Source organism: Cupriavidus sp. 01L45 (assembly GCF_056399885.1).
Genome location: NZ_JBFTSG010000019.1, coordinates 1 through 11,773, shown reverse-complemented (window position 1 = coordinate 11,773; position 11,773 = coordinate 1). Strand labels below are relative to the sequence as shown.

The 11,773-nt window shown below is 63.9% G+C and carries 11 protein-coding genes and 1 pseudogene; 7 read left to right on the top strand and 5 right to left on the bottom strand.

From position 1 onward, the window contains the following. Positions 1-95: 95 nt before the first annotated feature. A complete protein-coding gene (locus AC1DT6_RS14875; protein WP_441629441.1) occupies positions 96-1,265 on the bottom strand; it encodes an extracellular catalytic domain type 1 short-chain-length polyhydroxyalkanoate depolymerase in 1,170 nt (389 codons plus the stop codon). Positions 1,266-1,525: 260 nt separating this feature from the next. Here AC1DT6_RS14875 and AC1DT6_RS14870 point away from each other — a divergent pair, with 260 nt between their 5' ends. Then, positions 1,526-2,338, top strand: coding sequence for a Crp/Fnr family transcriptional regulator (locus AC1DT6_RS14870; protein ID WP_441629440.1), 813 nt, complete (start codon positions 1,526-1,528; stop codon positions 2,336-2,338). 137 nt (positions 2,339-2,475) lie between these two features. Further along, positions 2,476-3,006 carry a hypothetical protein gene (locus AC1DT6_RS14865; RefSeq protein ID WP_477114755.1) on the top strand — a complete coding sequence of 177 codons (531 nt, stop codon included), beginning with the start codon at positions 2,476-2,478 and terminating at the stop codon, positions 3,004-3,006. A gap of 45 nt (positions 3,007-3,051) precedes the next feature. Here AC1DT6_RS14865 and AC1DT6_RS14860 read toward each other — a convergent pair whose 3' ends face one another. Both AC1DT6_RS14860 and AC1DT6_RS14855 read right to left on the bottom strand, forming a co-directional pair. Then, entirely contained in the window at positions 3,052-3,420 is a 369-nt protein-coding gene (locus AC1DT6_RS14860) for a hypothetical protein (protein WP_441629438.1), read from the bottom strand. Between the two features lie 153 nt (positions 3,421-3,573). Continuing rightward, positions 3,574-3,864, bottom strand: a complete 291-nt coding sequence (locus AC1DT6_RS14855) for a transposase (RefSeq protein WP_035871092.1) — start codon at positions 3,862-3,864, stop codon at positions 3,574-3,576. A gap of 971 nt (positions 3,865-4,835) precedes the next feature. On the opposite strand from AC1DT6_RS14855, the gene AC1DT6_RS14850 reads away from it, so the two are divergent. The 3 genes from AC1DT6_RS14850 to AC1DT6_RS14840 all read left to right on the top strand — a co-directional run bounded on the left by AC1DT6_RS14850 (position 4,836) and on the right by AC1DT6_RS14840 (position 8,369). Further along, positions 4,836-5,795: a LysR substrate-binding domain-containing protein gene (locus AC1DT6_RS14850; RefSeq protein ID WP_477114754.1), complete on the top strand. Its 960-nt coding sequence runs from the start codon at positions 4,836-4,838 to the stop codon at positions 5,793-5,795. Between the two features lie 397 nt (positions 5,796-6,192). Next, positions 6,193-6,894: a response regulator gene (locus tag AC1DT6_RS14845; protein ID WP_477114753.1), complete on the top strand. Its 702-nt coding sequence runs from the start codon at positions 6,193-6,195 to the stop codon at positions 6,892-6,894. Positions 6,895-6,995: 101 nt separating this feature from the next. After that, positions 6,996-8,369 carry a cobyrinic acid a,c-diamide synthase CobB gene (locus AC1DT6_RS14840; RefSeq protein WP_441629435.1) on the top strand — a complete coding sequence of 458 codons (1,374 nt, stop codon included), beginning with the start codon at positions 6,996-6,998 and terminating at the stop codon, positions 8,367-8,369. Positions 8,370-8,479: 110 nt separating this feature from the next. On the opposite strand, the gene AC1DT6_RS14835 is transcribed toward AC1DT6_RS14840, so the two are convergent. Together AC1DT6_RS14835 and AC1DT6_RS14830 are read right to left on the bottom strand one after the other, a co-directional pair. Next, positions 8,480-8,944, bottom strand: a complete 465-nt coding sequence (locus AC1DT6_RS14835) for a MarR family winged helix-turn-helix transcriptional regulator (RefSeq protein WP_441629434.1) — start codon at positions 8,942-8,944, stop codon at positions 8,480-8,482. 81 nt (positions 8,945-9,025) lie between these two features. After that, positions 9,026-10,621 (bottom strand): MFS transporter, encoded by a 1,596-nt coding sequence (locus AC1DT6_RS14830; RefSeq protein ID WP_441629433.1) that lies wholly within the window; start codon positions 10,619-10,621, stop codon positions 9,026-9,028. A 180-nt stretch (positions 10,622-10,801) separates the two neighbouring features. Between AC1DT6_RS14830 and AC1DT6_RS14825 the strand changes: the two genes are divergently transcribed. Beyond that, the gene (locus AC1DT6_RS14825; protein WP_477114752.1) at positions 10,802-11,656 is read left to right on the top strand and encodes a PAS domain-containing sensor histidine kinase; all 855 of its coding nucleotides are present in this window, start codon (positions 10,802-10,804) and stop codon (positions 11,654-11,656) included. A gap of 12 nt (positions 11,657-11,668) precedes the next feature. Continuing rightward, positions 11,669-11,773: pseudogene (locus tag AC1DT6_RS14820) on the top strand (IS630 family transposase); the annotation flags it as partial.

The following is an 11,773-nucleotide window of genomic DNA, read 5'->3' as shown; positions in this document are numbered from 1 at the left end:
CCAGGCGCCGGCCATAGGAAAAGGGAGGGCCGCCATTGCGCCCTCCCTTTTTTGTGCTCGCCTCATCGGCATGCGCGGCTGCCGGTTGCACCAGCCTACCGCCGGTGCGCCTTGAAGAAAGCCCACATCAACGCACTCGCGTCCGGGCCGATCGGCGCGTGATAGGCATAGTCGCCATCGCCTCCGCTCCAGGCGTGATCCAGCCCGGCCACTTCGCACAGGGCGACCATTTCGCGATTCCAGACGCCAAAGCTGGTCTCGATATAGTTTCCGGCGGGCAGGATGGACGTGGCCGCAAGGCCATGGCTTGTCTCCGCCAGCGGCTCGCGCTCCGCCGCTTCCTGGTCCGCCGTCAGGCTGGCCGCGGTAGCGGAACGCCGCGCCACGACACCGCTCGCCGGGTTGTCCAGGCGATCGGTCAGCCCGTTGTAGGCCAGGAACTGGCGTGCCAGCAGGTGGGCGTTGACCGGATGCACCGCGCCGTCGTCCATGCCGTGCAATACGATTGCCGGCATCTTCGGGCCGCCCGGCGTGACGCCGGCGGCATCGAGCAACGCGGCAGGGTCGACGCTGGAGCCCTGCTGCATCGCGCGCAGGCCATCGCCCGGCGTGCGCGCTGCCCCGATCACTACGCCGGAATGCAGTCCCACCGCGGCAATCTTCTCCGGGTACCGCAAGGCCACCACGGCCGCCATGCTGGCGCCCGCGGACAACCCTGCCAGGTAGACCTGGTCGGCCCGCACGTCCGGACGCGCTGCCAGCGCGTCGATCAACACCGCCAGCGCTTGCGCCTCACGGCCGCCTTCCGCGGCACCCAGGTCGAACCATTGCCAGCAGCGCTGCATCTGGCGCCGCTGCGGTTGTTGCGGATAGGCCACGATAAAGCCTTCGCGCTCGGCCAGGGCATTCATGCGGGTGCCGGCGGCAAGGTCCTCAGGGGTCTGCTTGCAGCCATGGAGCATGACCACCAGCGGCATTGGCCCATTGCGTGCGCGGGATGGCACATACAGCCAATAAGACAAGCGGGGAACCAGTTCACCGGGCAGCGGCGACAGCCGGTAGTGGTGCGATGCCCATTCACCCGGTGCCGAAGGACGCGGCGGCAAGGGCAGAGGCGCGGGGGAGCGCGCCCGGAGGCGCGGTGCCGCAGGATTGAGGTTAGCGATACGGTCGATCCACGATTTGAGTTGGCGYGCGGTCTGGGGCTGCACCCGGCTGATCTGCCGGAGCTGTGCATGCCCATCCGCCCAAAGGCTTTTGGCCATGAAAGACTCCTGCTGTCGACATTGTTGCGATGCAGCATATCACAGGGCGAACGCGTGACAGGCGTCGCTTTTTGGTGACATGTTATCCAAACAAAACATTTACACGCTAGCAGCACTCCTCCATGGGCACCATAATGCACCCATGGAAAATCTAAAAATCTGAACTCGCCGCACGAAAGAATGCAGATCGTCAAGAGTTAGCGGCAAATGTCGCCCGGTTATACTGCATTTGCGTGTATCGCAGGCAAATGGAGAATGTCATGACCACGCCCCAGGCAGATATTCCAAGCTGCTCGCTGTGTTTATTCCAGCCAGTCTGCCGTAACGCGGAAACCACACGCGCTGACGCTGCGCGGGAACGCACCCTGGTTCCGGCTCGCATCTTGTGGCGTGCCGGGGAGAGCGTGCATCGCCAGGGCCGGCCGGTACTGGCCTTGTATCCCATACATCAAGGCAGCACCAAATCCGTATTCGAATCGCCGCTTGGCTGGCGCCAGGTGACTGCCTTCGCCCATCCGGGCGACGTGCTAGGGCTGGAGGATCTCGATGGCCACGCCCACTGCACCAGTGCGGTGGCGATCCAGGATACGCGCTGCTGCGTGGTGCCGGTCGAGGCGGCGCGCGAACACTTGCTCCGCGCCGAACACCGCGAACACATGCTGGCAATGCTGCGCCGCAATACCGAGCGCGAGCGCACCCTTCTGGTCGCAATCGGATCAATGAAGGCTGCCCAGCGGCTGGCCATGCTGCTGCTCGATCTCTCCGTCGAACAGCGCCGCCGCGGCAAGGCGGGCATAGCACTGACCCTGGCGATGTCGCGCAACGATATCGCCAGCTACCTGGGCCTGACCCTGGAGACCGTATCCCGCCTGCTGGCACGTTTTGCCTCCGTCGGGCTGATCACCGTGCGGCAGCGGCAATTGCGCATCGTCGATCCGGACGGGCTTTGCGCGGTCTACGAAGACCCGGAACGCGTGCCGATCCGCCCGCCTGCCACCGCGACGGACAGCGCGGCCGGCTCCCCCAGGCCCCAGCCGTCCCTCGCGAGAGCGATACGCCCATCCGCAGCGTAGGACGGACACGGACAGCACCGCCATGCAAACGCGGCTATGTTCAGGCTACATGCCCGGCGCGTTGGAAATACGCAAGGAAATCGTCCCCGTTATCCTCCCCGCTGGAGATCGACATCGCCTCCGGTATCTGTATCCATATGCGGGATTTTCCTTTCGCAGCGCGTGCGAGCCTGGCGCCGCTCGCCTTCCTGATGGTCGCCGGACTCGCGCCTGCGGCCGCCGCACAAGCCAATACCCCGCCATCGCTGTCGAAGCTGGCCAGATTGCTGCTGGGCACCGTGCAGGGCAAAAGCACCGGCATGAGCGGCGTCACGCGCCTGACCGGCGGCGGCGCCGGACCCGATGCGGAGCTCAGCGCGGCCTGCCAGGAGCTGACGCGCGCAGGACCATTCATGCTGGATGGCGCAACGCGCCTGGAAGGATGCAGCGCCGCTCCCGGCAAACATGTGTCGTTCCGGCTCCGGCTGGTTGGCGTTGACGCGACCCGCGAAGGCACGGTGGCCTTCATGACTAGCGCCGGTCCTGTCCTGGCCCGAGGCATCTGCCGCAACCCGGACGTACMGGTGTTGGGCCGGCTCGGAGTCACACTCAGCTACCGCTATCTGGGAAATGGCAACCAACCCGTGGGCGAAGTCACGATCACGCCGGAGCGCTGCGTAACRAACTAAGGACCAACCGCACTGGCAACTCCCCCTGGCCCGGCACTTGGCGCGTCATCGCTTCTCTTGAGCGCATTCCTGCCGATATGCCTCTTCGAGCTGCTTGCGATCGGCCCCCCGCTCCAGCATGGGATGGGTACTGCCATCGGCGGTGGTCACGGAGGATTTGCTGTTGGACCATTGCGGCCCCGCAGGCAGCGCACTGATCCTGTCGAGCAAGGTCTGGCAATGCGTGCGCTGGGATGGCGTGAGGGTCCCGTCCGCCGCCGGCCCGACATTATCGGTAGCCGGGTCCAGCAGGAGCCGCGGCGGTGGCGGCGCGACCATTGGCGCAGGGACTTCCAGTTCCGCGGCGATGCTGGCCTGCCCGGCGGACAGCCCCAGGCCCAGTGCGGCAGCCATGATGATTGAAGCCCGTTTCATTTTTCAGTTTCTCCACAGCGGGGCGCAATTCGCCTTCCGCGACAATTTTCCAGGGGTCGCCCTGCCGGCAGATACCGAAAAACCGCAAGTTTCCGATGTCCCTCCCTTAAGGCCGGCAGCCGCCGGCAATGCAAGCACGATTCGGATTCGGACTTAGTTTCGTTCCTTGCCGTTGCCGGCACGACCATGACGATTGCGCAGCAACTCGAGCTTGAGCAGTGCATCCGCAAGCATACTCTTGAGGCGCGCGTTTTCATCCTGCAGGTCGCGCATCTTGCGGCTGTCGCGCACTTCGCTGCCGGCGCCCTGGCCGTACTTGATGCGCCAGCCATAGAAAGACGCGTCGCTAAAACCATAGCGCGCACAGAGCTCACGGACCGGCACGCCGGTCGCGGCTTCCGCTAGGTACCCGCGGATCTGTTCCTCCGAGAAACGTCTGTTCACTGCCTGCCTCCGCTAGCAAAGGCCGCTCGCGCCTCTGCGCGGGCGTGACCACTTCCACCCCTGCCCGCAAAGTTACCACCCGCACCGCAAAAGGCAATTCAGTGTGTTCAAGCCGCGAGTTAAGGAAATTGGAGAGGAAGCCCGGTGCGGGGCGCGCGCCGCCCGGAAGGCAACAACAGACCACGAAGAAAAATCTTCTATTATAGCGCCATTGGACATAAAAGCAATTCAATATTTTCAATTCGCGAACCAAATCATTTCGAAATCTAGTTTCGCGGCGTTCGGATCGCCGATATTTCTGCCAAAGAAAGTTAGTCAATTGCCTAAATTTGACATTCCATTTCCCCAATCTCTGATAACGGCTCGAGATTCCGGATTTGCCATCCTCTCGTGATCCCGCACAAAAAATCGCCTAAAAATGTGCAAAAAAAATCATTTTTCATCCTCTGAACCTGACAAACCTCCGAAGTTATGACCTATAAAACACAACCACCCTCGCAATGTCTTTATGTCCTAACAAAGAGTATTTTTTGATTGGAGTTTAGAAAAATGCCTTTAGAAGACCACTGGCAAGTTTCAAAGTTATGTATTAATCTTGTCTGGCATTAACTAAATTTCGATCGCTGGCAACCGGGCCTCGCGCCCCGGGCAAGACGGGCGACGATAACCGCAACGCGAAGCCGGTCGGCTATGCATTTTTTCAGCGTTGCGCCTATATACCGGGCCACAGCATGGAAGAACTGCTTCGTCATTTCCCAACTTTAGTTGGGAAATATTGAAGATTGCCACGCCCCGCTAACGTACGGAAGCCGCGCCGGCCCTGGTTTCTGGCCCGCCGCAGCGTATGAAACATGGCATGGCAAAACCGGAAGGGCCGTCTTATCTGTCACGGTGGAGGGTGCTCTGTCGCCGTGACGGAGGGACAAAACAAGAAGAAGACAAAAACAAGCTTCAAATCGGGAGAAGTTACCATGCGGCATGTCAGCACCAAGCTCTTGCATGTTTTCGTTCTATTGATGGAATATCGTGACCTCAGCGCCGTCGCTGCCTGCACGCAAAGCCGGGTTCCGACCATTGCCTACAGCCTCGCGCGTCTGCGCGAAATCACCGGCGACCCCCTCTTCATCAAGCGCAATGGCACGCTGGAGCCAACCGCCCACGCCCTGAGGCTGGAACAGACCGCGCGCCAGATCCTGTCGAAATGGGCTCACCTGGTGCGCCCGCTCACGCCGGCAGCCGAAGCGAGCAGCCCTCACCGCCGCATCTCGATCGGGTTTTCACCGTCGATCGGAGATCCGGTGATCACCGAGATACTGACTACCTTGTGCGAGCAGTTCCCGGATGACCGCTTCATGACCCGCCCGGTCGTCGCCGACTCCACGCTGGCCGCGCAGCTCGGCAGCGGCGAGCTGGATTGCGCCTTTGTGGTTGACAGCCACTATGTGCCGGATCACGTTGCACTGCACAACATCATGGCAACCCCGCGCCGGCTGGTGAGCGTCGCGCGGCCAGGCGGCCACGACAATGCGCAAGGCAGGCACGAATGGATCCTGCTGCAGGAGGACACCGAACCCGGCAGCCCGCTGCAGGGCTTCCTGAACCGTCTCGCGYACGATCCGGATTATCGGGAAACCGTGGTGCCCTCGTGGCACACGCAAGTTGCGCTGCTGCTTGCCGCGGGCGGCATCTGCCCGCTGCTCGACTTCAACGTGCCGCTGGTCACGCGCCATCACAAGACGCGCCTGCTGGCACCCCCGAGCAGCTTCCCCGAATGGGCCGCCCTGCATTTCTGGGCACCCACCCGCGCCAACGCCGGCAAGACGTTGCTCGGCATCATGGAGATCGGCAGCGCAGTCCTGCACGATCCCGTCAGCGCCATAGACCGCCGCCACCAGGCACACGAGAGCCGCACCACCGCTTACGCCGCCTGATCCACCGGCGAATAGGCGAATAACAAAGCACGCCGCACCGCGGCGCGCTTGCCCGCTGCTGGCCGTTCGCGCCAGCCTTGGCCGCTTTCCGCGCCAAATTGAGAATCGTCTCAGACCGAAGGCCGGCACCGGCGCTTATCCTGCTCAGGCACCTCCCGCTTCCCGTTCGTCCGAGCGAAGCACGCGCCTGGAGGTGCTTTGTTCCTGTGCTGTTCGCGCCGCGCGGCGATAGCCGTGCGGCGCGTTTTTTCAAAGACGCCGTCGGTTGTCCGGGTTGCCCGGGTCGCCCCTAAGGCCCTCCCTCTTCGCGGCATCCGTGCCGCAAGCCATTCCAGCTTGCGTCAGGCATGCGCGGCCACGACACCGCGCATGCCTGCGCCCGCGCAGGAGTATTGCCATGCCATTGAAAATCCTGATTGCCGATGACCATCCCGCCATCACGCTTGCGGTCAGGAGCCAGTTACGGAGCCAGACCGGTTGGGAAATATGCGGCGATGCCCGCAATTCCATGGAGTTGCTCCATGCCACCCGCGCGTTCCGGCCCGATATTGTCGTCACCGATTACCACATGCCCTGCCGCAACGCGAACGATGGCATCCGCCTGCTCGCCAACCTGCGGCGCCACTATCCGGCGCTCGGGGTGGTCGTGCTGACCATGATCACCAATCCCCTGGTCTTGCGCGCCATCCTCAACGCCGGGGCACACGGGTTGTTGCTCAAGGACTCGCACCTGGACGAACTGGTGACCGCCATCATCCGCGTCGAGCGCGGGCTGCAATTCATCGGTGAATCCGCCGCACGCGTGCTGGAACATTCCGGCTCTCATTACGCGCCGGGCCGTGCAGGCGCCCTGCGCTTGTCCGTGAGGGAGTCCGAGGTCATRCGCCTATACCTGAGCGGCAATTCGGTCACAGGGATCGCCGGGCAGTTGTGCCGCAGCGTGAAGACCATCAGCCGCCAGAAGAACAGCGCCATGCGCAAGCTCGGGGCCACCAACGAACGCGAGTTGTTCGACTTCGCGGCCCAGCAGGGGCTGGTCCTTCCGCACCGGGACGATGCGCCGGCATGGGCGCCAGGCGGCCAGTCCGAGTGGCTATAATCGCAACGCCGCAGCAACGGTGCGCACTGTTGCCGTCTGCCGCCCGTCCGCTGCGCCGTTCACGGCCGTACCGCTCAACCGTCCCAGCCACCTTCATCGCCATGTCCGTCCCCGCCAGTCCCGCCACGACCACCGCCCCAGGCACCCGCCTCGATGCAACCGGGCCGCTGCGGGTGCCTGCCTTGCTGGTGGCGGCACCGGCCTCGGGGCAGGGCAAGACCACGGTGACTGCCGCGCTGGCATGGCTGCATCGACGCCAGGGCCGCACCGTGCGCGTCTTCAAGAGCGGCCCCGACTACCTTGACCCGTCCATTCTCGCGGCCGCCAGCGGTGCCCCGGTGCACTCGCTGGACCTGTGGATGACCGGCGCCGACGACGCCGCCGCGCGCCTGGCGCAGGCGGCACGCGAAGCCGACCTGATCCTGGTGGAGGGTGTCATGGGGCTGCACGACGGCACGCCCAGCAGTGCCGACCTGGCACGCCATTTCGGATTGCCCGTACTCAGCGTGATCCAGGCAGGGGCGATGGCGCAAACGTTCGGCGCGCTGGCCTACGGCCTAGCTGGCTATGGCCGGCAGCCCCTGGCATCCATGCAAGTGCTGGCCAACGGCGTGGGATCCCCGCGGCATGCCGACATGCTGCGAGAGAGCCTGCCTGCCCATATCGCCTGGGCCGGCGCGCTCGCGCGCGATCATGCGGCCGCGCTGCCCGAGCGGCACCTGGGCCTGCTCGCGGCCGATGAACTGCCCGACCTCAACGCGCGGCTGGACCGTCTGGCGGATGCGCTGGCCGGGCAGCCGATTGGCGCCCTGCCAACAACCGTGGAAATTGCCGCAGCGCCGCCATTACCCGCGCTGGCACCGTTGCTCGCCGGCCGGACCATCGCCGTGGCGCGCGACGCCGCCTTCCGTTTTCTCTATCCGGCCAACCTCGACACCCTGCAGGCACTCGGCGCGCGGCTCGTCTTCTTCTCCCCGCTGAATGACCCTGCCCTGCCCGCCTGCGACGCGCTCTGGCTGCCCGGCGGCTATCCCGAACTGCACGCCGCGCGCCTGTCGGCCAACACCGGCATGCTGGACAGCCTGCGCCGCGCCCATGCCGGCGGCCTGCCGATCCTGGCCGAGTGCGGCGGCATGATGGCGCTGTTCGAGACGCTGGTGGACAAAGCCGGGCAAAGCCACGCCATGGCGGGCCTGCTGCCTGGCACGGTGACGATGCAAGCCCGCCTGGCCGCGCTGGGTCATCAACAGCTTGCGCTGCCGGAAGGCACCGTGCGCGGCCACACCTTCCACTACTCAAGCGCGCAAACGCCGCTGGCGCCCTACTGCCATTCCACCGTGCCGCGCGATGGCGCGCGCGGTGAAGCTGTGTTCCGGCAGGTTGCCCTGACCGCTTCCTACACGCACTTCTATTTCCCTTCCAATCCGCTCGCCATTGCCGCGCTGTTCGGTGGCGCGAGCAACAGCATCCGCTGATCCGGCAGCCCTCGAAGCAGCGGATGCGGAGAATTCATGGATACGAGGGAAGACGCCCCGCGGAAGAGGACGCGCAGAAAACCGCCCCCCTTGCGCCGGCAAGCAATGGCTCAGGCGGCGTCGGCCTTGTCCTGCTGCGTACGAAGCACGGCCTCGGCGATGCCGGCTTCAAGCTGCTCCAGACCCTTTGAGAGATTGCGCATGGTGGTTTCAGACACCTTGTCCAGCACGTCCTGCAGAAAGGCCGAGCGCAGCGGCAATGCCTGCTCGACAATGCCATGGCCCAGCGCCGACAGCGTGACGTTGGTCACGCGGTTGTCGCGCTCGCTGGTATTGCGCTCCACCCAGCCCAGCTCCTGCAGCGCCTTGAGCTGGCGCGTGAGCGCGCCGGGGTCCATGCCGACACGGTCGGCCAGCGGTTTCTGTGCGATGGGGCCGGCATGGCCGTGCAAGGCATAAAGAATGCGCCAGCGCGGCAACGGGTGGCCGATGCGTTGCTCGAAAGCCGACGCATACGCCCGGTAAGTTCGCCCGAACTGCTGTAGTACAGCCAGGCTTTGTCGCTCCAATTCCACTCCGATCTCCTGCTTGCGGCACCGTGCATGCGACGGGCGGCTTTACAACCAACTCGATTTCCGTGACCTGTCCCCAGCATTCTATTCCGCGGCCATGACCGGCTTGACGGCACGCTCCAGTTTGATCGGCGGCACCCGGCGCGAGCGCCACAGGCCAATCACGGCGATCACCGCCGCCAGCGCCAGCCCGATATGGATGGCACCGACCAGCGAAAGCCTGGCCTGCTCCAGCAACAGGGCGCCATTGTGCCCGGCCGCCTGCAGTTGCGACAGCAGGCTGGCCTGCGCCGCGTGGTCGATCAGGATCTGCGGATCGGCCATGCGCTCCTGCCATTCGCCGGCACCGGCCTTCTGCAGCGCATCATGCACCCCGCTCAGGTAGCTACGCGTAACCAGCGTGCCGACGACCGCGGTGCCCACCATGCCGCCCACCATGCGCAGCGATTGCAGCATCGCCGTGGCAATGCCAAGGTGCTCGCGGCCCGCGGTCTGCTGCGCAAAGACCGTCAGGTTCGGCATGATGAAGCCCAGCCCGAAGCCGCACAGCAGCATGATGCCCAGCAACAGGTGATGGGACATCCCGCGCGTCGCTTGCGACAGGCCCAGACAGGCCAGCGCCAGCATGGCGAACCCGGCGTACAGCATATTGTTAGGCTGGCGGATCCTCGTGATGATACGGCCATTGATGATACTGCCCAGCGTGATGCACACCACCAGCGGCGTCACCAGCACGCCCGCCTCCCTGGGCGAATAGCCAAAGCCCCCCTGGAACAGCAGCGGCGCATACAGCAGCAGCGAAAACATCGCGAAGCCCACGAACACCGCCAGCAGGAACAGCGGCGCCAGCCCGGGATTGCGGAACATCTCCAGCGGCAGGATCGGATTCGGCGCCCGCCGCTCCCATTGCCACAGCGCCACCAGCGCACACACCGACATGACCAGCAAGCCGCCGGTAAGCAACCCAAAACCACGATCGGGCATCAGTTCCACGCACAACTGCAAGCCGCCCAGCCCTGCACCGATCAGGGCCGCGCCGAGCCAGTCCACCTTGATCGCACCGGCGTGCGCCTGCTGGCGCAAGTGCGGCAGGTAACGCCAGGCAAACCACAATCCCAGCAAGCCCACCGGCAGGTTCACGTAGAAGACCGCCCGCCAGCCGTAGGCCTCGGTCAGCACACCGCCCAGCGACGGCCCGACCGCATTGGCGATACCGAAGGCAGCGCTCATCATCACCTGCCAGCGCAAGCGCACATGGGAATCGGGAAACAGATCCGGGATACAGGCAAAGGCGGTGCCCACGAGCATGCCGCCCCCGATGCCCTGCAGGCCGCGGGCCAGCACCAGGAACGGCATGCTGGTTGCCATGCCGCACAGCGCCGAGGCCAGCGTAAACACGACGATGGATGCCATCACGAACGGCTTGCGCCCGTAATAATCGCCCAACCGGCCGAAGATCGGCACCGTGATCACGGACATCAGCAGATAGGCCGTTGCCACCCAGGCGTAGTACTCGAACCCCTGCAACTCCGCCACCACCGTGGGCAACGCGGTGCCGACCACAGTCTGGTCAAGTGCTACCAGCATCACCACGAATGCGATGCCCAGCATCGCCATCAGGGACTCGCGGAATGGCAGCACCTGCCCGCTACTGTGCGCCTGGTGAGGCTGCGAAATCATTTTGTTGCCTGATCAATGATTGTACGATCAATTATTATAGGACAGGATTTGGGGGTGGGAGCAGGATCATCGCGTATTCTGGTTAACGGTTCCCTATCTACGCTGATTCCAGCCCGTCGCCAGCGCTCTCTGCTCTCGCGGAGACGTCAGCGCTGTCCCGACGACTGCAGGTGGAAAATCATGGGCAAGCGGCCTTTTGACAGATCGGCACAGAATCGGCCTTCGGCCCCCGGCTTCAGGGAGGGCGAGCCGCACTTCAGGTTGCTCGCCGACGGCATACCTCACATGGTAATGACCTGCGACCCGGATGGCCGGATCGATTACTGCAACCAGCGGTGGGTAACCTATACCGGCCTCAGCCTTGAGCAAACCCAGGCCGGCGACTGGCAATCTGCCGTACATCCCGAAGATTTCACGAACAACATTGACCGCTGGACAGACGCGGTTGCGAACGGCCGTGAGTATGAGATCGAATACCGCCTGAAAAGGGCATCCGATGGTGCCTATCGATGGCACCTTGAGCGCGGGGCGCCACTCAAGGACGCCGATGGGCATATCGTCAAGTGGTTGGCATCCAGCACCGACATCGAGGAGCAGAAACAGGCCCAGGCCGCGGCTGAAAGTGCAAACCGCGCAAAGTCAGAATTTCTGTCCAGCATGAGCCATGAATTGCGGAATCCGTTGAACGCCATCCTTGGCTTCGCGCAGTTGCTGGCACTGGACACGCCGCCGCCGCCTTCCTCGCAGCAAGCCAGCATCGACCAGATCCTGAAGGCGGGCTGGCATTTGCTGGAACTGATCAACGAGGTGCTTGACCTCGCCAGGATAGAGGCCGGACAGGCGTCACTGTCCCCCGAGCCGGTATCGGTCGTCGAAGCCTTGCACGAATGTCACGCGATGCTTGAGCAACAAGCGCTGAGGCGTGAGGTTCGCATGCGGTTTCCCTCACCCGACTTATCGTGTTTCGTCCGGGCCGACAGGACCCGCCTGAAACAGATCCTGCTTACTAACCTTTTAGAAAGTATTGTCATGTGAGACAATGCTTTCATGAAATGCAAACGAAACTCGGATGCTCGGTCGATCGAGCATCAAGCCTTGCAGGTAATGCGGCAGCAGGCAGTGAAGGCTATTCGCGAAGGTCAGACGGTAGAA

Excerpts from the sequence above, each read along its gene's own strand:
- AC1DT6_RS14870 (WP_441629440.1), top strand. The coding sequence starts at position 1,526 with ATGACCACGCCCCAGGCAGATATTCCAAGCTGCTCGCTGTGTTTATTC.
- AC1DT6_RS14860 (WP_441629438.1), bottom strand. The coding sequence starts at position 3,420 with ATGAAACGGGCTTCAATCATCATGGCTGCCGCACTGGGCCTGGGGCTG.
- AC1DT6_RS14840 (WP_441629435.1), top strand. The coding sequence starts at position 6,996 with ATGTCCGTCCCCGCCAGTCCCGCCACGACCACCGCCCCAGGCACCCGC.
- AC1DT6_RS14830 (WP_441629433.1), bottom strand. The coding sequence starts at position 10,621 with ATGATTTCGCAGCCTCACCAGGCGCACAGTAGCGGGCAGGTGCTGCCA.
- AC1DT6_RS14825 (WP_477114752.1), top strand. The coding sequence starts at position 10,802 with ATGGGCAAGCGGCCTTTTGACAGATCGGCACAGAATCGGCCTTCGGCC.